Annotated in this window: 21 protein-coding genes and 1 tRNA gene; 6 read left to right on the top strand and 16 right to left on the bottom strand. The window is 27.0% G+C overall.

Annotated features, from left to right (window positions below):
- Positions 1-20: 20 nt before the first annotated feature.
- Positions 21-1,292 carry a Y-family DNA polymerase gene (locus ASUIS_RS05270; RefSeq protein ID WP_118886025.1) on the bottom strand — a complete coding sequence of 424 codons (1,272 nt, stop codon included), beginning with the start codon at positions 1,290-1,292 and terminating at the stop codon, positions 21-23.
- Positions 1,293-1,519: 227 nt separating this feature from the next.
- On the opposite strand from ASUIS_RS05270, the gene ASUIS_RS05265 reads away from it, so the two are divergent.
- On the top strand, positions 1,520-1,816 hold the full coding sequence (locus ASUIS_RS05265; RefSeq protein WP_192894461.1) for a c-type cytochrome: 297 nt from the start codon (positions 1,520-1,522) through the stop codon (positions 1,814-1,816).
- 10 nt (positions 1,817-1,826) lie between these two features.
- Positions 1,827-3,101: an NAD(P)/FAD-dependent oxidoreductase gene (locus ASUIS_RS05260; RefSeq protein ID WP_118886023.1), complete on the top strand. Its 1,275-nt coding sequence runs from the start codon at positions 1,827-1,829 to the stop codon at positions 3,099-3,101.
- A gap of 59 nt (positions 3,102-3,160) precedes the next feature.
- Here ASUIS_RS05260 and ASUIS_RS05255 read toward each other — a convergent pair whose 3' ends face one another.
- The 10 genes from ASUIS_RS05255 to ASUIS_RS05210 form a co-directional block, all read right to left on the bottom strand.
- Positions 3,161-4,525 (bottom strand): hypothetical protein, encoded by a 1,365-nt coding sequence (locus ASUIS_RS05255; protein ID WP_118886022.1) that lies wholly within the window; start codon positions 4,523-4,525, stop codon positions 3,161-3,163.
- A gap of 69 nt (positions 4,526-4,594) precedes the next feature.
- Positions 4,595-5,572: a cysteine desulfurase gene (locus ASUIS_RS05250; protein ID WP_118887643.1), complete on the bottom strand. Its 978-nt coding sequence runs from the start codon at positions 5,570-5,572 to the stop codon at positions 4,595-4,597.
- Complete coding sequence (locus tag ASUIS_RS05245) at positions 5,565-5,984, bottom strand: ModE family transcriptional regulator (protein WP_118886021.1); 420 nt, start codon at positions 5,982-5,984, stop codon at positions 5,565-5,567. Before ASUIS_RS05245 ends, ASUIS_RS05250 begins: the two co-directional genes overlap by 8 nt.
- Positions 5,977-6,807, bottom strand: a complete 831-nt coding sequence (fdhD, locus tag ASUIS_RS05240) for a formate dehydrogenase accessory sulfurtransferase FdhD (protein WP_118886020.1) — start codon at positions 6,805-6,807, stop codon at positions 5,977-5,979. Before fdhD ends, ASUIS_RS05245 begins: the two co-directional genes overlap by 8 nt.
- The gene (locus tag ASUIS_RS05235; protein WP_118886019.1) at positions 6,804-7,763 is read right to left on the bottom strand and encodes a cytochrome b/b6 domain-containing protein; all 960 of its coding nucleotides are present in this window, start codon (positions 7,761-7,763) and stop codon (positions 6,804-6,806) included. Before ASUIS_RS05235 ends, fdhD begins: the two co-directional genes overlap by 4 nt.
- A gap of 8 nt (positions 7,764-7,771) precedes the next feature.
- On the bottom strand, positions 7,772-8,365 hold the full coding sequence (gene fdh3B / locus ASUIS_RS05230) for a formate dehydrogenase FDH3 subunit beta (RefSeq protein ID WP_118886018.1): 594 nt from the start codon (positions 8,363-8,365) through the stop codon (positions 7,772-7,774).
- Between the two features lie 9 nt (positions 8,366-8,374).
- A complete protein-coding gene (locus ASUIS_RS05225) occupies positions 8,375-11,182 on the bottom strand; it encodes a molybdopterin-dependent oxidoreductase (RefSeq protein ID WP_118886017.1) in 2,808 nt (935 codons plus the stop codon).
- Between the two features lie 19 nt (positions 11,183-11,201).
- A complete protein-coding gene (locus tag ASUIS_RS05220; protein ID WP_118886016.1) occupies positions 11,202-11,426 on the bottom strand; it encodes a formate dehydrogenase in 225 nt (74 codons plus the stop codon).
- 81 nt (positions 11,427-11,507) lie between these two features.
- Positions 11,508-12,119: a TorD/DmsD family molecular chaperone gene (locus tag ASUIS_RS05215; protein WP_118886015.1), complete on the bottom strand. Its 612-nt coding sequence runs from the start codon at positions 12,117-12,119 to the stop codon at positions 11,508-11,510.
- Positions 12,112-13,788, bottom strand: a complete 1,677-nt coding sequence (locus ASUIS_RS05210) for a 4Fe-4S binding protein (protein ID WP_118886014.1) — start codon at positions 13,786-13,788, stop codon at positions 12,112-12,114. The genes ASUIS_RS05215 and ASUIS_RS05210 overlap by 8 nt, the downstream gene beginning before the upstream one ends.
- A 152-nt stretch (positions 13,789-13,940) precedes the next feature.
- Between ASUIS_RS05210 and ASUIS_RS05205 the strand changes: the two genes are divergently transcribed.
- From ASUIS_RS05205 to ASUIS_RS05195, 3 genes are read left to right on the top strand one after another with little or no spacing between them, the layout of a single operon-like run.
- Positions 13,941-15,089 carry an ABC transporter substrate-binding protein gene (locus ASUIS_RS05205; protein ID WP_118886013.1) on the top strand — a complete coding sequence of 383 codons (1,149 nt, stop codon included), beginning with the start codon at positions 13,941-13,943 and terminating at the stop codon, positions 15,087-15,089.
- The gene (locus ASUIS_RS05200; protein ID WP_118886012.1) at positions 15,086-16,678 is read left to right on the top strand and encodes a sensor histidine kinase; all 1,593 of its coding nucleotides are present in this window, start codon (positions 15,086-15,088) and stop codon (positions 16,676-16,678) included. Before ASUIS_RS05205 ends, ASUIS_RS05200 begins: the two co-directional genes overlap by 4 nt.
- On the top strand, positions 16,668-17,330 hold the full coding sequence (locus tag ASUIS_RS05195; protein WP_118886011.1) for a response regulator transcription factor: 663 nt from the start codon (positions 16,668-16,670) through the stop codon (positions 17,328-17,330). The genes ASUIS_RS05200 and ASUIS_RS05195 overlap by 11 nt, the downstream gene beginning before the upstream one ends.
- A gap of 2 nt (positions 17,331-17,332) precedes the next feature.
- Here the strand turns inward: ASUIS_RS05195 and ASUIS_RS05190 are convergent, their stop codons facing one another.
- From ASUIS_RS05190 to ASUIS_RS05180, 3 genes are read right to left on the bottom strand one after another with little or no spacing between them, the layout of a single operon-like run.
- On the bottom strand, positions 17,333-17,605 hold the full coding sequence (locus tag ASUIS_RS05190; RefSeq protein WP_118886010.1) for a heavy-metal-associated domain-containing protein: 273 nt from the start codon (positions 17,603-17,605) through the stop codon (positions 17,333-17,335).
- Positions 17,606-17,609: 4 nt separating this feature from the next.
- Complete coding sequence (locus ASUIS_RS05185) at positions 17,610-17,936, bottom strand: transporter (RefSeq protein WP_118886009.1); 327 nt, start codon at positions 17,934-17,936, stop codon at positions 17,610-17,612.
- Positions 17,933-19,024, bottom strand: a complete 1,092-nt coding sequence (locus ASUIS_RS05180) for a transglutaminase-like domain-containing protein (RefSeq protein ID WP_118886008.1) — start codon at positions 19,022-19,024, stop codon at positions 17,933-17,935. Before ASUIS_RS05180 ends, ASUIS_RS05185 begins: the two co-directional genes overlap by 4 nt.
- Positions 19,025-19,257: 233 nt before the next feature.
- Between ASUIS_RS05180 and selD the strand changes: the two genes are divergently transcribed.
- Entirely contained in the window at positions 19,258-20,295 is a 1,038-nt protein-coding gene (selD, locus tag ASUIS_RS05175; RefSeq protein ID WP_204513379.1) for a selenide, water dikinase SelD, read from the top strand.
- A 30-nt stretch (positions 20,296-20,325) separates the two neighbouring features.
- Here selD and ASUIS_RS05170 read toward each other — a convergent pair whose 3' ends face one another.
- Entirely contained in the window at positions 20,326-20,781 is a 456-nt protein-coding gene (locus ASUIS_RS05170) for a tetratricopeptide repeat protein (RefSeq protein ID WP_118886006.1), read from the bottom strand.
- 194 nt (positions 20,782-20,975) lie between these two features.
- Positions 20,976-21,075, bottom strand: a tRNA-Sec gene (locus ASUIS_RS05165).
- Positions 21,076-21,125: the final 50 nt, after the last annotated feature.

The raw sequence follows: 21,125 nt of genomic DNA, 5'->3' as shown, positions 1-21,125 counted from the left end.
GTTTTATCCTTCAAAATATTTTACCCTTTAAGTTCAAAAGCATTTTTAACAATATCAATTCCATATTTATTTCTTAATTTTTGCATCTGATTTGTCAAAGCTCTTTTTTTTATATCAGCTTCATATTCAAAAAGATTATAAGTATAATCATTTACTTTTGCAAAATTTAAAACTGTAATATTTAGATGTATTACTCCATGTGTTTTATGGTTATCAGTTTGCTCAAAAAGTTTTACCATTTCAGTTTTAAAATCCATTTCATTAAAAATTCTATTTACATTTATATAATCTTTTGATTTGTTTCTATATTCATATCTTATTTGTATGGCGTAAGTTAGAGGATTTACATTTGCTTTTTTTACTAAAAAACATAAATATCTACAAAGTATCATTACTCTTCTTTTGAGTTCCTCTCTATCAAAAATAACATCAAAACTTCGCCCTATTCCTATTGATTTTTTTTCTCTATCAAAAGTTAGTTTATTATCTCGTATTCCACAAACACGATTGTATAAATCAATTCCTGATTTTTGCCATGAATAAAAAAGCTTTTGATTTTTTTTGATATCTCCTAGGGTTTTTATGCCATAACCTTTTAGTTTTTCTTGAAAGGCTTTTCCAATTCCAGGGAACTCTTTAATTGGAATATCTTTTATAAAATTTCCTATATTATCAGCACTTACATATTTTACACCATCTGGTTTTGCATATTCTGTTATTAGTTTTGAAAGATATTTTGTATTTGATATTCCTATTGAAATAGGTAATTTTAGTTCATCAAATATCTTTTTTTTCAAATAATATGCAAAAGCTACAATTTCATCTTCTTCAATATATCCTGATACATCACCAAAAAATTCATCTATTGAATATTGTTCAACTAAAGGAATCTCTTTTATCAAAAGTTCTTTTAATTTTGTTGATAAATCATGATACAAAGGATAATTTGGTGGAAGCATTTTTAAATGTGGACATAAAGTCAAAGCTTCATTTACACTCATAGCAGTTTTTACTCCAAAAGCTCTGGCTTCATAAGATGATGTTGTGATTATTCCTCTTATTTTTCCATTTTCATCTACAAAATACTCCTTAAAACTCTTCATTCCTTCATTTGTAAGAATATTACTTACAAATGCTCCACTATTTGAGGAGATTTGTCTAATCTCTTTTTTAGAAGAAAAAATATTAAGATTACTTCGCCCTCCAACCGCAACTGGAATGTGAAATAAACTATCATCGATAGTTCTGTGAGCAGAAACAAAAAAGCAATCTAGGTCTAGGTGTAAAAACATAAAATCATTTTACATCATTTTGTAAATATCTTTCAAAAATATATCATATTGTAATATTTTTTAATTTTCCTAAAAAAAATATTAATATTATATTAATATAATATTAATATTATATTAATATTAAATTAAGCTTAAATTAATATGATATTCCACTTAAACTTTGTTTTAAAAACTCAACATTTAACTCATATAAAATACTCTATTTTAATATGATTCAAGGAAAAAAAATGAAAAAAATAGCACTTGTTTTATTATGTCTATATGGCTTTTCTTACGCAGTAGAATATGATCCAATAGAAGCTGAAATGTTATCATTATCATGTACCTCTTGTCATGGAACAGAAGGAAAATCTGAATCATTTACTCCATATATTGCAGGTATGGACAAAGCTGGTTTATATCAAATATTATTGGATTATAAAAATGGCAAAAAAACTGGAACAATGATGCAAAAACATGTAAAAGGTTTTACAGATGAAGAGTTAGAACAAATTGCTTATTATTTTTCAAATGTTGAAAAATAAGGAATCTATTATGAATAGAAGAAATTTTAACAAAATACTTTTAGGAGCAACGGCTCTTTCACTTGCTGCTTCTACAGGTCTTGCAAATATGGCAATACCAAAAAATAAAAAAAGAGTTGTAATTGTAGGTGGAGGATTTGGTGGAGCAACAGCTGCTAAATATCTAAAAAAATTTACCCCTGAGACAGAAATCATTTTAATAGAACAAAATAAGGATTATTATACTTGTCCATTTGGAAATACGGTAATTGCAGGTATGAATAAAATAGAATATATAAAACACGATTATAAAACTTTAGAGAAAAAATACAAAATTATTGTAATACATGAAAAAGTAAAAAAAGTTGATGCAACTATAAATAGTGTTATTTTAGAAAATGGGAAAATAATACCTTATACAAAAGCCATAGTTGCCCCAGGAATTGATTTTAAATATGAAAATGGTTATGTTGAAGGTTCTGAACTTTATGCACCTCATGCCTATAAAGCAGGAGCACAAACTTCACTTTTAAGAGAACAACTTGAAAATATGAAAGATGGTGGAACTTTTGTAATGGTTGCACCAAAAGATCCATTTAGATGTCCTCCTGGACCTTATGAAAGGGTTTCTTTAGTTGCACATTATTTGAAAACAAATAAACCTAATTCTAAAATTATCATTTTGGATCAAAAAAATAAATTTTCTAAACAAGCGTTATTTCAAGAAGGTTGGGAAAAACTTTATGGTGATATGATAGAGTGGAGAAATGTTGAATTTGGTGGAAAAGTAGTATCTGTTAATCCAAAAGATAAAATTGTAACAACAGAAGATGAAGAAGTAATTGCAGATGTTTTAAACTATATTCCAGACCAAAAAGCTGGACAATTAGCTTTTGATTCAGGATTAACACAAGGTGACTGGTGTCCTATTAACGCTAAAACATTTGAGTCAAAACTTGTAAAAGATATTTATGTAATTGGTGATGCAGCAGTTGCAGCTCCAATGCCAAAATCAGGCTTTTCTGCAAACTCTCAAGGAAAAATTGTAGCTTTACAAATTTCAAGAAGTTTAAAAGATATGCCAAATATAAATCCTCCAAAACTAGCAAATACTTGTTATAGTTTGGTTTCTCCAACTTATGCAATTTCAATAGCTGCTGTTTATGAAGCCCATGATAATGAAATTGTTGCACTTAAAGATGCTGGTGGATTAAGTCCTGCAAATGCGGAAGCTAGTTTCAGAGCTCAAGAAGCTCAATATGCAGTTGCTTGGTATAAAAACCAAATGGCTGATATTTTTAAATAAAAAAAAGACACTTTTTAGTGTCTTTTTTAATTCTCATCTATATATGTAAATAATTTTATTTATTTATTTATACCTTTAACTTTCCATAAAAAATACGAGGGATTTTCTTTTATTTCGTTTTGATACTCAGTATAAGTTTTATAGCCATTAAAGATTGAAACTAAAGTTACAAAAGTTGAAATACCACTCGTAAAAACTGATGCACCTAATCCAGCAAGTCCTATTCCTATATCTATTGAAGATTTATTTTTTATACTCTTTATTTTAGAATTAATTGCAGCAATTTGAACTTCTTCGAGTTCATGTTTTACATCTTCAATTTTTGATTTTATTTTTGAAACATCTCTTTCAAGCTTCAAATCTCTCAATTGTTTTTCTAATTCCCGTCTAAATAATTCAAATTCTTCCCCATCATCTTTTCGAATAGACATCAAATCTCTTATGTCAATATCCTCAAAAAAATTTAAATCAAAATTTAGCATTAAATCCGTTACATTACTTTTAATATTAGGATGTATATTAAATTGACTTTTTAATAACTCACTTACAAAACTAGATGTTGTAATATATTGAGCTTTTAATTTTGTTGATAAACTAATATCCATAGAAATTTTTCTAAAATGAGCTATGCTACTTAGATTAATTGATTGAGTAACCCAACTATCAAAACTTTCTTTTGAAGGTGGTGTATTTGGTAGAGTCATTGCAAATTCAATCTTTCTTTCTTTTTCATTGATACTTATTATTTCTCGTTCAAATAAATTGTACATATTCATAAACTCTGTATCATCATTTTTAAATAAAACTTCAATCGTTCTGTCAATCTCAAAATTTTTATTTATAGTTAAATATTGTCCATTTTTCTTAAAACTTCTTACTAGTTTATTTTCATAATATAAATTCATTATATTACGGGGTAATATATTTCCATATTGATTTTCTGAATAAGTAAAAGGGATTTCACTTTTGGGTTCAAAAAAATAACTTGTTGGAAAAAATTTCAAATAAGTTGATTCCACTAGAATTTCAGCATTTTTAAATTTTTGTATAATTTCAACTAAGTTTTTTCTGTTAATTAAATTATCTTTTTTAACTCCTAGATATTCATTAAAAATATTCTGAGTTGTATTAGTTGGTGTTGATATTTCAAATAATGGATCAGTAATTATTACCTGATCTAAATAAATTGACATTTGTTTTATTTTTGAAAAATTCATAAGAGTATTTGTATTAAATATTTTTATTTGATTTGAATAAATAGTAATTTCTTCATAAAGATTATGTATATTTTTTAAAATATAATTTCTATATCTTTCAAATTCTTTTTCAATTTCTTTATCTGAAAATTTGGAATAATTATTAATTAAAAATTTATCTTCATATAAAAAGCTATTTTTCAAAAAAGTATATATTAATTTACTCAAGTTTAATTCCTATTAAATATTTATTATTTAATTAATGAAATATTTTTAAAATTATTTTATCTAAATTAATTAAGCAAACGACTTTATCTGTTTATACTTCAAATAAACAGTATTCACAACTTTTTCTATATCTTCATCTTTTAAATCATCTACAAAAGAAAAGCTTATAGAATTTCGGCTTGTTAATTCATCATATCCCATATTTTGAATGATTCTTGAAGGTTTTGATAATCCTAATGAACAACCTTCACCATTTGAGATAAAGATTTTATTTAGAGACAAAGTTCGTATTAATTCTCTAGCTTTTATACCTTTTAATCCAAAATGTAATGAATATTCCAAAGTATCATCTGGATTTACAAAAAAGTAAATATTCTCTTGAAACTTTTCTTTTAGTTTTTCTAAAAAAATTGCTTTTAATTTATAGTTAAATTTTTGATTTTTAATAGCATCTAAACATAGTTTTACAGCTAAACTATCGATTTGCCCAACAGATAATAAAGAAAAAATATTTTCATTAAATAACAGAACTCCTGAAGTGTTAAATCCTATTAATTTATAATTATCAAAATAAACAGCATCACTATTTTTATCAAAATGGGCACTTGCATTTGATATAATTTTTGCAGATGTTAATTCTTTTACATCTTCTATAGAAGTTTTTACAAAGGTATCCATAACATAAGAAGATAAAAAAAGAAAATCTATATTTTCATTTTCTATTTTCTTTAAATTTACTTTTCCATCTTTGTTTAACTTTATCCAAATTATTTCAAACCCTAAACTTTCATAAAGTTGTCCAGCTTCAATTATTGCTTCGCTTTCACCGCAGCTTATTGCAATTTTTCCTTTTAGTTCTAAAAAAAGTCCTAAAAATCCTTCTTTAGAAAAAAAAAATGTTTTTAATTTTTTATATCCAAATAGATTTTTATACTCTAAATTTAAAGCTTCAAATTCATCATTTGATGTCAATGCACTTAATGAAAAATCATTAGATATTTCTATGTTTTTTAGTTTTGAATATTGTAAATAATTTAGTTTAATCATTCTTTTTATTTTTTTTCTCTCGAAAACAACCAAGTTGACAATGGCTAACTTCAATATCAGAATTTTTAACAGTAGAACCTACTGTTTTTAATGTAGATTTTTTAGCTTCATCCCATAATACTTTACATTCTAAAGTTTTATGTCCCATATAATTTTGTTTTAATCTATTATAAACTTGAATATTAGGATCTTGAAATTTTAACTTTCCAAAAACTCCAAGTTCACAATTTGTAATTCTTATATCTAAACTTTTTGTAATTGCACTCATTTCTTTTGGTTCTTTACCAATTAATCTTGCAACTTTAAAGGCTTTTAGACAAGATAGTTTTCCCTCTTCATCTAAATTTGTCATCAAAAATTCTTTTTGGATATTATCTAATTTTATACTGACATTATCATCTATACTAGACATTTATTCTTCCTGAGTGAGTATATACATTCATTTTATTACCCCTTGCAAATCCTACAAGTGTAACTCCATGTTCATTTGCTGATTTAATACCTTGAAAAGTCACTGCTGCTTTTGAAACAACTATTGGTATTTTATGCATTACACATTTTACAACCATTTCCATTGATAATCTTCCAGTTGCATATAAAACTGATTTTTTAACATCTTTTTTATTCATACTTGCAAGTCCAATAACCTTGTCAATTGCATTATGTCGACCAATATCTTCAGCGATAAAAATTGTACCATCTTCTAAAATAAGTTCTGCTTTATGAACACATCCTGTATTATCAAAGAGTTTTGATGAGTTATTAAATAATCTCATATTAGATAAAATATCTTTTGCATGTACTTTATAATCTGTATTTATGAATGCACAATCAAAAACTTTTTCTGCATTTCCAGTAACTCCAATACAACAACCAGAAGTTAAAGTTTTTTCTTTAAAAAGATTTGAATATCCTTCATCACTAACATTTGCAATAACTTCTACTTTTAATCCATCTTCACTTACAGTTATAGATTCAATATCCGTAAAATCATTTATTACCGCTTCACTTAATAAAAATCCAACAAGATGTGCATCTTGATGTTGAGCTATACTCATAACTGATAAAAACTTCTTTCCATTTAAGAAAAATTCAATTTTATCTTCTTTTATAACATAATCTTCAACTGTTTCTATCCCGTCTTCATAAAACTTTTCAACAATTATTTCTCTTGTATAATCGTCTAAATTATCATGAAAAAGGGAGAAGTTTTCACTTCTCAAAGGCTTAGTCATGCCATTTTTCCTTTTTTATTTTCAATATCTGCTAAAACATCAGGAGCTAATTGTTCCAAATGTTCCCTTGGATATTTACCTGTAATTAGTCCTTTTAGATTACCTTTTACTGCAACTAAAGCAGAATATACGAAATCCATTAAAAAAAACATAATTAATACACTAGATCCAAAATGAACATAAAGTAATGCTCTTTTAAACTGAATAACTTGAGCATGAGTATGTGAATCTGGATGTAAATACCAAATTATAAAACCACTTGTTAATAATCCAGCACCCATTAAAACAAATACTATAAAAATAATTCTTTTCATAGGTTTATATTTTCCAGGTAAAATTATTTTTCCTAATAAACTATTTTTTGATAATAGCTTAATATCTTTAAAGGCAATAATAGTCATTAGTAACCAAATAGGAAACCAAATTAAACCTGTAATTTCATGTGTTCCTCTAAGCATAAAAGGTATAAATCCACCTTCACTTCTTAAACTCCATGTTATATTAAATCCAGTGATTATCAATGTAATTATAATAATAACATTTAACCAAATAACTGCTCTATGAAATATTGAAAATACTTGAACTTGATCGTTTGGTCTTGTAATAAGAGCTTCTTTTCTCCCACTTATAGTGTACATTACACAAAATATAGCTATTTCGGCAACAAAAACCCACCAAATATAAAGTTGTCTTTCATTACTAGCTCTAATTATCTCAGGTGCAATTGCCTCATAATTTGGTCCAAATGCTGCATTTACCATACCTTGATAATTAGAAGTTGGAGGAGCTAAAACTCCATCCAAATTTCCACCAGTTATAACATGAAGTGTGTATTTAATTAGATATTCCCAATCCATAACCATCATAAATTTAACAAATACAAATCCTACTAATGATAGCCCAAGAAGAGTAAGAATATACGCTTTATTTCTGTGAAAAAATGAGCTATTTTCCATATTCTTTCCTACCATCCATAAGAATCAGTAGTGATTCCTTTACCTTGTGATGTTGCTCTATATGTTTTAATTAAAGCAACCTCATTGGCATCACCAACAAGTAAAGCTTTAGTTGAGCACATAGATGCACACATTGGAACTTTACCTTCTGAAATTCTATTTTGTCCATATTTATGAAACTCTTCATGAGAATTAGTCTCTTCAGGACCACCAGCACACATAGTACATTTATCCATTTTACCTTTTGTTCCAAATGCACCATTTTTTGGAAATTGTGGAGCACCAAAAGGACAAGCATATAAACAATATCCACAACCTATACATTTATCTTTATCATGTAAAACAATTCCATCTGTTCTAATATAAAAACAGTCTGTTGGACAAACTTGTTGGCAAGGTGCATCAGCACAATGCATACAAGCCATAGAAAGAGAGATTTCTTTCCCTACTATTCCTTCATTTACTGTAATTACTTTTCTTCTATTAACTCCAACAGGAACTTCGTGAGCTTCTTTACAAGCTACAACACAACTATTACAATCAATACAAAGATTTTCATCGCAATAAAATTTAATTCTTGAAAAATCTGTAGTTTCATTCATATTGCTCTCCTATGCTCTTTCAATTCTTACAAGAGAACATTTAGTCTCAGGACAAGCTGTTTGTTGATCAAATCCATAACTTGTAACTTGTGTTGAGTTTTCACCAAGTCCATAAGGTGCTGTTCCCGCTGGATATCTATCCACTAAACTCTCTCCACTCCAAATTCCTGAGAAATTTTGAGGTAAGAATACTGAATTTTCATCTACTCTTAAACTATGTTTACATTTAATTTTGATTTTTCCACCACCAGTTCCATAAACCCACATCATTTCATTGTCTTTAAGCCCAAGTTTACCAGCTAATGTTGGATGTAATTCTCCATACATTTCACCTGATAATTCAGATAAATATTTAGATGCTCTTGTTTCTGTTCCAGTTCCCATATGTTCAACGATTCTTCCAGAAATTATATTTATTGGATAATCTTTAGTCCAATCTTGTGCATTTTGTTCAGTTTCATATCTAACATTAACTCTAAAGTGATTAACTTTATCTTTAACAGCAGGATATTTTGCAACTAAATCTGGTCTAAATGAATGTAATGGCTCTCTATGTTTTGGAATTGGATCTGTAAATGATGGAACAACAGTCATAGCTTTTGCATTTCCATAAGGACAAAGTCCAGCAGCAAGTGCATATTTTACTAAAATCCCACTATCATCATTTTTCCAGTTTTTACCTTCAACAAGTGCTTTTTCTTCAGCAGTTAAAGTAATTCCAGCTAACGCTTCAATATTAGCTCCTGTAATTTCAGCATAACCACCATTGATTTTTGAACCTTTTGGTGCACTTCCTTCAACAGCAAGTAAACTTACACCATTTTTTTCCAATCCAAAGTTTGCTCTAAATCCCATACCACCTTGAGATACAGGTAAACTTGTATTATATAAAACAGGACTTCCTGGATGAGTCTCATCCCAACAAGGCCATGGTAATCCATAATATTCTTTTTCAACAATTCCTCTTCCTTTTAAAGATGAAGAATTAAATAAGTGCCAATTTTCTTGCTGTTTTTTCAATCTTTCAGCAGTAACACCTTTCATTCCAATAGTTTTTAAAGCTTTTGCAATTTCATTTGTTGCATCTTCTGGCCATTGGAAATTATCTCCTTTACCCATACCTGCAACTAATTCATTATAGAATCCCATTCTTTTTGCAAAATCAAATAAAATATCATGGTCTGTTCTTGATTCATAAAGTGGTTCTACAACTTTACTTCTCCATTGTGCACTTCTTCCTGTATTTACAACTGTTCCTGAAGTTTCAACTTGAGAAGCAGCAGGTAATATAAATAAATTATCTTTTCTTGTAGTAATAACAGCAGCATCATTTACATAAGGATCAATAAATACAACTAAATCAAGTTTATCTAATGCTTCTTTTGTTTTATGAACTTGAGTAACTGTTGAAATACCATTCCCAATTACAACTAATGCTTTTAGTGGAGTTTCACCATTGTGTTTATTATTCTCTTCTTCAAGAACATTATGAACCCATAAAGATAAAGTATTACCTTTTGCTTCCATTAATTCTTTTGATTTGAATCTTCCTTTTAGCCATTCATAATCAACTTTCCACTGTTTTGAAAAGTATTTCCATGATCCCTCAGCTAAACCATAATATCCTGGTAACGTATCTGATAAACATCCAATATCCGTTGAACCTTGAACATTATCATGTCCTCTTAAGATATTACATCCACCACCTGCTTTTCCAACATTTCCTAAAATTAGTTGCATAATTGAACCGAGTCTTGTATTAGATGAACCAATTGAGTGTTGTGTCCAACCTTGATTCCAAATTAAACATCCAGGATCGGCAGAAGCAAACATAGTAGCAGCTTGAATTAATAAATCTTTTGGAAGTCCAGTAATATCTTCAACATTCTCAGGAGTATATTCTTCACACTCTTTGAAAATATCTTCTATTCCATAAACTCTATCATTTAAGAATTTTTCATCATACCACTTATTTTCTCTTATAAGTCTAATTACCCCATATAAAAAAGCAATATCAGTACCTGTTCTAATTCTACAATATAAATCTGCTTTAGCAGCAGTTTTAGTAAATCTAGGATCAACAACTATAATTTTTGCCCCGTTTTGTTCTTTCCCTTTTAATATATGTTGCATTGCTACAGGATGATTATCAGCAGGATTTGAACCAATAATTATAATTGCTTTAGAATTTTGCATATCACCTAAATGATTTGTCATAGCTCCATACCCAAATGTATTTGCCACACCGGCAACTGTTGGACTATGTCAAATTCTAGCTTGGTGATCTATATTATTTGTTCCAAACATTGAAACAAATTTTCTAATATAATACCCTTGTTCATTACTTACTTTTGCAGAACCTAAAAACATTACTGAATCTGGACCGAATTTTTCTCTTAAATCCATTAATTGCTTAGAAATTTTGCCCATAGCATTATCCCAAGAAACTCTATTCCATTTTCCAGCTACTTTTTCCATCGGATATTGTAATCTATTAGTTGCTCTGATTTTATCAATCATATCAGCACCTTTACAACAATGTCCTCCGTGACTAATTGGGTGGTCTTGAGCAACTTCTTGTCTTACCCACACACCATTATGAACTTCAGCTATCACACCACAACCAACAGAACAATGCGTACAAATAGTTTTTATAAGTTTTGATCCAGGAAAAGGATTTTTAATCTCTTCTTCTTTCGCATCTCTTAATACACCGTTATTACTTGTACTTGCAAAGGCTGATGTTGCAGTTAGAGCTGTTGCAAGAGAAGCCATTTTAACAAAACTTCTTCTTCCAAAGCTTTTCAACATTTCCATTTTTATCCTCCTTTATTTTTTATTTCGCAGCGTTATAAAATTCGCTCCATGCCGTAGTTTTTTTGTAAAGAATCTCTTTTTTCTTTGATCTACCAGTTACAACACCGTTCCCTGTGTCACTTCCAGCGCCCCTATGCTGATTCTCAGTTGTTGCAGCAGTAGCAACAACAGAACCTACAACAACAGTAGCAGCAATACCGGCTCTTTTGATAAAGTTACGTCTTTGATTTAACTCATCCGCCATGATGACTCCTTTATTAGATTTGGGCAAAAAAGCCCCCTTAAAAATTCTTTGAATCTTTAGAGGGACTTTCTTTCCTTATATTTAATTTTTTATTTTAGAAATATCTAAATAAACTCTTTCAAAATTACAAACATTCGCCAAAATCAATCCAACATGAGAATAGATTTTACTTGAACTTCCAATTAATTTATAAAATAATTCATCACAATAAAGATTTATAACTGTTTTAAATAACTCTTTTTGTAAATCTTCTTTGATTTCATTTTTAATTTGTTGATCAATTAAATATGTACTTAAAGTAAAAATAAATCCATAATGATCTTCTGGTGCAGAAAAAGCTTTTTCATCTTTTCTAATTTTTGTTTTAGCTAAAATATCTCTTACTTTTAACTGCATTAAGCCACCTTCTCTTTGTTCATGATACCAAGAAGCACTCAAAGATATAAATTCTCCAAAAGGAACAATAAAAAGCTCTTGATAATCTAAATAAAGTTTATCACTACCATTTTCTTTTAAATAAAGAACTATTTCTTTTGCTGCAACTGCTACATCTTCATCAAAAGAATTATTAGAAAGAATTTCTAAATCACTAATAAGCTGTTCAGTATTATTTTTCACATACTCTTCTACAAATAAAAGAGATAAGATGTTATATAAAAATAATCTTGCTTTATCAATTTCTAATTTATGCATCTAGTAATCCTTGTTTTATCATTAATTTAGCTTTACAATCTTCACAACAGTAAAGTGTTCTTTTTTTAGTTTCACTTGATTTTGCAAAAATAGGAGCCATTAATGAAGCTATTTTTTCAATAGCTTTTGTAGTAGCAAACTCTTTTCCACATTCAACACAGGCAAAAAGTTTATCTTTAGCTAAAATATTTTCTTTAAACCATAAAGGTTGTAATTCAATTTCATCTCTTTGTATAGTTAAACAATCTTTTTCTGGACATGAAATTTCACAATAACCACAGGCTGTACATAAAGAAGGATTAACTCTTAATGTAAAATCACTTTCATTTGCAAATAATGCATCAACATTACAAGCTCCTACACATGATAAACACAAAGTACAATTATCTTGATTTACTTTTACAGTTCCATAATGAATATGTTCACCCGTTTTAACAACACCTAAATCTTCACTTCCAACAATCTTTTGTAATCTTTGAGAAAAAACTTCTCTTTTTTTAAGTTCATTTTGATTGAAGTTAAAATAAGAATCTTCTATAAAAGATACTTCTTTAAGAGCATTTTCTAATTCTTCTTTAGTCATAGCTACTAAAATTGCATCTTTTTGATATTTTCTTTGATAAATATCATTTAAAATTCTAATTGCATCTTTTGTCCCTTTTGACAAAAAATCACTATAAAAAATCACTTGAGAACCAGACATTTGAAGTAAAGTTAAAAAAGAAGCTTCATCTAAAAACTTTTCACCTTCAATAGTAAAAGGTAAAACATTTTCTTTTATTGAAATTTCTAAATTTTGTATATTCATTTTTAAAGGAATTATTAAAGGATGAGTATCTTTGTAAAATTTACTCATTTCAAAAATAGAATCTCTATTTGTAGAAGCATAATCTAAAGCACCACTTGGACAAACAGAAACACAACCTCCACAGCCATGACAATCTATTTGAGAAAAAGTTAATGTTTTTGTTTTATCATCTTTTGTAATAGCAACTGTGGGACAAACCTCTTCACATTTACTACAAATTTCTTCTCTTCTTCCATGATATTGACAAATATTTTGATTATAAGTTGTAAATTTTTTATATGAATAAGAGTTTATATTTTCTTTTAACACTTTTATTGTTTCATCGACATTTGATAAGTTAGGATCAAAAATACCACTTCTTTCTTTTCCTATTTGTTTTGCACCAAACCAAACTATTTGAGAAACATTTAATGTAATATCTTCATTCTCATCAGTAACAATAACCTCTAAATTTCCAATATTTCCAGAAATAGATTTTAAAATTTCTTCACTTATCGAAAATAGTTCAAAATCCTTTGCATCTGTTTTTGATACAAAGATATCGTATTCTTCTTGACTTTGAGTGATTAATAAAACATAATTTGAGATTTCAGCTGAAAAAGGAATATCTAATGCTGAATCATATTTTGTTGCAGCGATTTCATAAAGTTTAGAAACGTTTTTGATTTTATTTGAAAGAGTATCTTGTGAATTTTTAATATAAAAATCTATTTCTTGTGCTGTTAATTCACATTCAATTTCATTTGTATTAGAAATTAAAAAATTTTTGTTTCTAGTATCTTCAATATTTGTTGTTACAAATATTTGCTCACTAACGGGAAAATCAAGCCCCGAAGCATTATAATAAATAAACTCTTGCATAAACTATGCCCTTTTTTGGTAAAAAATATTTTACTTTATTTTATAGGTTTAGAAATTAAATAGACCTTAAAAGTTAAAATATTTTTTACCATTTAGCTTCTTAGTGTTACTTTATTCAAAGTATTTTTTGCAATATTTTTGTACACTATCTTATGTCAAAAAAATTATCACTTGTAATATTTATATTTTTTATTTTTTATATCTACTTTAAAGATGAAGTTTTTAAAGAAAAAACTTTAATTGTAGGTGCTTCTTTACCAAATTCAGGAATTATTAAATCTTGGGGTGAATCTGTATCAAATGGAGTAAACGCTTACTTTTCTTATGCAAATGATAATAATCTCATAAAAAATAAAAAAATAGAATTTTTAGTTTATGATGATAAATATGAACCAGAACTTACACTTGAAAATACTCAAAAATTAGTTTATAAAGATAAAGTATTTACACTTTTTGGTTTTGTTGGAACTCCTACAATAAAAAGAGTTCTGCCTATTTTATATGATGAAAACATCCCATTTTTTTCTGCATTTTCAGGGGCCTCATTTTTAAGAAACAATAAAAATCAAAATTTTATAAATTTTAGAAGTTCTTATGATCAAGAAATAGATAATTTAATTAACTACCTAAACGATGAAAAAAAGTTAAATAAAATTGCTGTTTTTTATCAAAATGATGATTATGGGGAAGAAGGTTATATCTCTTTATTAAATTTATTAAAAAACAAAAACTTAAAATTAGTAGCTGAGGGCTCATACAAAAGAAATACTTTATCTATAAATCATGCTTTTAATGAAATAAAAGATGCAAAACCTGAAGTTATTTTTATGATTGGAGCATATAAAACAAACTCTTTATTTATAAAAAAAGCAAAAGAGAATGAAAATCTAAAAAATGTAATATTTTGTAATATCTCTTTTGGTGATGCTAACTCGATGGTAAAAGAACTAGAAAATTTAAATACAACAAGTGAAAATATAATTTTTTCTCAAGTAGTTCCAAGTTATACAAATACTTCAATTCCAGTAGTAAATGAATATCAAAATTTGATGAAAAAATATTATCCAAAAGAAGAGTTAGGATTTATATCCCTTGAAGCATTTTTATCTTCAAAAATTTTAGTAAATGCAATTTCAAGAATAAATGGGGAAATTACAAGAGAAAAACTTATTTTAACCCTAAAAACTACTCCAAATAATTTATTAGAAGGTATTCCTTTAGAGTATAAAAATTCTCAACTACTTAATAAAACTTTTCTTTTTGAATATAAAAACAATGAATTTATAGAGATTAAAAGATGAAAAATAGATTAAAAAGATTAGTTTTATATTTTGATAGTTTAAATTTTAATTATAAAACAGCTTTTTTGGTTTTTATTATTGCTGGTGGAATGATTTGTATAATTATTTTATCTCAAATTTCTATTTTTACTATGAAACAAGACTTTGATATTTTGTTTGATAAAAGAACAAAAAGTTTAATGCAACTTGAACATATAAAAGATTCTTACAAAGTAAATATTCAAGATACTTTATTTGATTTTGAAAAAAAACAGATTAATTATGCTCAAACAATTGAAGTTTTACAATTAGCCCAAGAAATAATAGATAAAAACTGGATTTTATACAAAAATCAAACTCAATTACAAAATAGGGAAATTTTAACTACTTTTATAAAAACTTTTATAATAAAAGAAGAAAATTATTATGAAAATACATCTTTGAAAAGTTCTATCATAGAAAATATAAATAAGAAAAAAGAACTAATAAAAAATGAAATAAATAAAATAAATTTTTCAAAACAAGATGATTATTTTACAAACATAAATCTTGAGATAAATGCTATTTCAATATATTTAACAAGTTTAATAAATTATGATTTATCCCTTGCAATCAATGAAAAAAGAAATACAGATAAGATTTTTAATACTATCATTATTTTTTCTATAATTTCAATTTTTATAGTATTTTTATTTTCTGTTATTTTATCTTTATTTATTATTGATAATTTTAGAAAACTTCATAACTCGCTAGAGCAAAAAGTAAATGAAAAAACAAAAGAACTTCAAGATTTAAATAACTATCTTGAAACAAAAATTTCAAAAGAAGTAGCACAAAATAGGAAAAAAGATATTATCATGTTTCAACAAGCAAGATTTGCCTCTTTGGGTGAAATGTTAAATAATATTGCTCACCAATGGAGACAACCTTTAGGTGCAATTACAATGATTATTCAAAGTTTTCAAACAAAAATGTCTTTAGGGAAATTAACGCCTGATTTTGTAGATGAAAAAGTAAATGATGCCCTACTAATGGCAAATAATATGTCAACAACCCTTGATGATTTTAAAAACTTTTTTTCTCCAAATAAGATAAAAAGTGAATTTAGTATAAAAAATTGTATTGAACACTCTATTGAATTATCTAAATATTTATTAATTCAAGAAAATATTGACGTTAAATTAACAATTAGAAAAGATGTAAAAATAAACAGCTATTACAATGAACTTTCCCATGTATTTTTAAATATTATTTCTAATTCAAAAGATGCTTTATGTTCTAATGTTGACAAAAATGATAGAATTATAAAAATAATTGTAAATAAATTTAAAAATCATCTTGTAGTAAATATGGTTGATAATGGTGGAGGTATTCCACAAGATATTTTACCAAAAATTTTCGAGCCATATTACACAACAAAATATAAAAGTGCTGGAACGGGAATTGGACTTTATATGTCAAAACAAATAATTGAAAAACATATGAATGGTGAGATATTTTGCAAAAATATTATTCATAAGATGAAAAATGAAAAAGTATTTAATTGTTCATTATTTACAATAAAAATACCTTTAGAAAATAAAAATAGTGAGCATAAAAATGACAAATAAAGATTTAAATATATTACATAATTTTAATGTTTTATATCTTGAAGATGATGAAGATTTATTAAAACATACAAAAGATATATTAGAAGATTTTGTAAACAATATTTATGCGGTTAAAACTTCAAGCGAAGCTTTGGATATTTTATTACATAAAAAAGTTGATGTTATTATTTGTGATATTTTATTAAAAGACGAAAATGGAATTGATTTTTTAAAACATATAAAAAACAAAAATATAAATACTCCTACAATTCTTACAACAGCTCATACAGATACTCAATATTTACTTGATGCTATAAAATTAAAAGTTGAAAACTACATAGTAAAACCAATAAATATAAAAGAGTTATTAAATAGTTTACATGATATTTTACTTCCTATTGTTCAACAAAAAGAGATTCTAAAAAACAATAATGTTATAAAAACTATTTCAGCAATAACAGATGGAAAACAAGTAGCAATTATAAAATATATACTAAATAATTTGGATAAAGAAAATCTTTTTACAGCTTCATATACAGATATAATGGAAAATTTTTCTATTTCAAAACCAACACTTATAAAACTTTTTAAAGATTTAGCAGAAAAAAATATTTTAGTAAAAGTTCAACATAAAACTTATAGATTTAATGAATCAGCTTTAGATAGTTTATAAAATCACTCTTTAATCGTAGATATTTCAATACCTGTGTAAGAGGTGGTTTTTATAGCTTCTAAAATTTGATTTAAAGTAACTTTTTCAGAATAAGTAACAGTTACTTCTTTTGTATTTAATCTAGCACTTACTTTTTCTATACCCTCAAGGTCATTTACAGCTTTTTTAACGGCTGTTGTACAAAGAGGACAATGCATTCCTTCTACTTTTATCACACTTATATTACTTGCATTTAAAGATAACCAAAATATAAAAAGAAGAAATAAAGTTTTCACAAAACTACTCCATAAATAAAGGTAAAAATTCAGAATATAAAAGCAAAGTAACTATTACAAAAAAGAAAATTAAAAAATAGAAACATTGTTTATAAACTTCTTTTTTTGAACATTTGCAAGAGATTTTTTGTTTTAAATTTCTAAAAGCAAAAATAAGAAAAATAACTGTCAAAATAACAAGGGGAATTCTTGAATACTCTAAAGTTGTAAAGTAACTTAAAACTCCACTTGATATTCCAAAAAATAGAAATAAAAAAGCAGGTAAACAACAAAGTGTTGATAATAGTGCAGTAAAAACTGCACCCATTATCATAAATCCTTCTTTTCTCATACTCTCTCTTGTGAAGAATAAGTATACGAAAATGCTTTTGCATTATAATAATCAAGAGCATCTTCACCAATTTCAGCATAAGGATAACCTAACATATTTAATGGATATTGAGTTGGTTTTGGAGTTAAAATAAAATCCCTTGCACTATTAAATGCAACCCAATTCATTTCCCATGAACCAAAGAAATATTTTTTAACATCTTTGATTTTTTGGTCTTCATTTGTTAATTTTTCTGCAAGTCTTACTTTTGTTACATCAGCAGGATCTGCTGGAACCCAACCTAAACCATCTATATAAAACTCTGCTCTACAATGTTGTGCACCAGTTATATTTGCAAAACCTTTTTCATCTGCTTTTCCACAAGCATTTGAAATTTTAGATTGTCCTGCACGATTTCCAAATATTTCTCTAGCTGGAATTCCTACATTTCTTAAGAGTGCTACAAAAACAGAACTAATATCTGTACATTTTCCACCATATATTTTTTCTTCAATAGTTTTTTTAGCATCACCAATTCCACAACCAATTATACTTTCATCTCTATACATAGTTGTAACTGTCCAATCATAAATAGCTTGAGCTTTTTGTAATGGAGTTTTAGCATCTTTTGTAATATTTTTTGCATATTCTTGTAAACTAGGGATTACAGGAATGTGAGTTGTTCCTTCTAAATAAACTTTTATATCACTTGGATAGTTTGTATTTGAAGTTGCTTTAGAAAAATCTGTTGTTCTTTCTTGCATAATAACATCAAAAGAAACCTCTAATTCTCTATTTTTTTCACCTTTGTTCCATTTTACATATAAAACTCTTGTGTCATACTCATTTTTTACAACTTTTGCTTCATCAAAGTTACCTTTGTAGCTAAAATCTATAACCTTATGATAACTTTCATCTTTTGGAAGAGGAATCCATGCTTGTGCTAAATCTGGACTAGGATTAATTACATAATTATTTTTAATTGAAAATTTTCTTGGCTTACTTGTAATTCCAAATGGATTTTCTTCTTTTGCAAAAGCAAAATTAGGAGTTAATAAAACAGCACTTGAGAATATAGCTGTTGTTTTTAAAAATGTTCTTCTTTGCATGGGAATAAAACCTCTAATAGTTTTTTGTTCTATTAAGAGATAAAGAAAGTATTAGCTATCTTTATGTCAAACCATAACCTATGGTCTTGAACTAAATTTGTCAAATCTTAATATATCATTTATAAACAAACGCTTAAAAAGTAAAAAATAATTTACTTATTTTAAACTCTATTTTAATAAAATTATCGATATAATCAAATCCAAAAAATTGCAATATTGCAAGGATTAGTTTTATGAATAATGAATATAAACTAACAAAATTCGTTCAAGCTGCTGGTTGAGCTGCAAAAATGGGTCCGGGTGATCTTAAACAAACTATTTGCGGTTTGACTCCAAGCGATGAAAGAATTTTAGTAGGTTTTGATACAAGTGAAGATGCTAGTGTTTATCAAATAAATGAAGACCAAGCAATAGTTCAAACACTTGATTTTATTACACCTGTTGTTGATGATCCGTATGTTTATGGACAAATAGCTGCTGCAAATGCATTAAGTGATGTTTTTGCTATGGGAGCTGATGTTAAAACAGCCATGAATATACTAGGTTTTGATAAAAAAAATATATCAAAAGAGGCTTTAGGTCTGATTTTAAATGGTGGAAATGAAAAAATCAAAGAGTGTGGTGGAGTTTTATTAGGTGGTCATACTATTGAATCTCCTGAAATGTATTATGGATTATCAGTAACTGGAATGATTCATCCAGATAAAATAATAAGAAATAATAGACCAAAAATTGGGCATGTTTTAGTTTTGACGAAACCTCTTGGGATGGGAATTTTATCAACGGCAATAAAAAGAGATTTATTGCCTTTAAATATCATCAAAGATTGTGCAAAAATAATGGCAAGTTTAAACTACTTACCATCAAAAATAATGAGAAAATATGATGTAAGTTCTTGTACAGATATCACAGGGTTTGGACTTATGGGACATGCTTTAGAGTGTACAAATGAACTTGTAACTTTTAGTATAAATTGTAGTTCTGTACCAATAGTTTATGAAGCAATAGAATTAGCAAATAATGATATAGTTCCTGGTGGCACAAAAAGAAATATCAAATATGTGGAAGATAAAATCACATATATGCCTAATCTTTCAATGCAGTGCAAAACACTACTTTGTGATGCACAAACATCAGGTGGTTTACTAATTGCCATGGATGAAAAAGATGCTATTGAATATGTAAAAGAAATAGAAGAATTATCATTTGGATATGCAAGTATTATTGGAAATGTAATTCCAAGAGGTATAACTCCAATAATCATTCATTAAAAAGGAAAAAGATAAAACTTTTTCCTAATATTATTTACAAAGAGATGAATCTTCTTGACATAAAGCTTCAAGATTATCTTTGGCTTCACGGTGTCCTTGGTTTGCTGCTAATTTATAATATTTAACCGCTTTTTTAAAATCTTGATCAACTCCAATAGCATTTTGATACATTGTTCCAAGATTATATTGAGCTTCTGCATAGCCTTGATTTGCTGATTTTTCAAACCATATTAAAGCTTCATTATCAGATTGAGCATCAGCAGAACCATTTGCATACATATTACCTAATTCATTTTGAGCTTTTGCATCACCTTTTGAAGCTGACTCTTTTAAAGTCTCAAAATCAGTTTTAGGTTCTTTTTTGTCAATTTCTTGAACAATTTGTTTTGAATTATTAGTAGTTATTGGAATTGAAGATTTATTTATTAAAACTATAGCTCCAAATAAGCCGACAATAACTATTAAAGTTAAAATTATTTTTTTCATTTTTTTCCCTCAAATTTAAATCTTTAATTGTATTTATTTTATTTATCAAAATATAATCATTAAAAAACTTCTTATTATAACAAAATTATTTTTTATAATTTATTTTAAATCAAAAAGATAATTTAGTAAAATCTTTTTTACCTAAATTAAGCTTTGTAGTATTAGAAATAAGATATAATTTTTTGATTTTTAAGTGGCGAGAAGACGAAGGAATCGAACCTCCCACGGCGTATTACACATAAACCGTCAATCAGGGTTGAAGCCTGTGGTGCCCACCAGGTACACTTGTCTCCCACTTTTTTGTAAGAAAGAAATACTACAGCAAACAATTTTAAAAACATCTG

This window comes from Arcobacter suis CECT 7833, assembly GCF_003544815.1.
Lineage (GTDB): Bacteria > Campylobacterota > Campylobacteria > Campylobacterales > Arcobacteraceae > Aliarcobacter > Aliarcobacter suis.
Note: the sequence above shows the minus strand (reverse complement) of the source record. Positions and strands in the feature narration are given on the sequence as shown.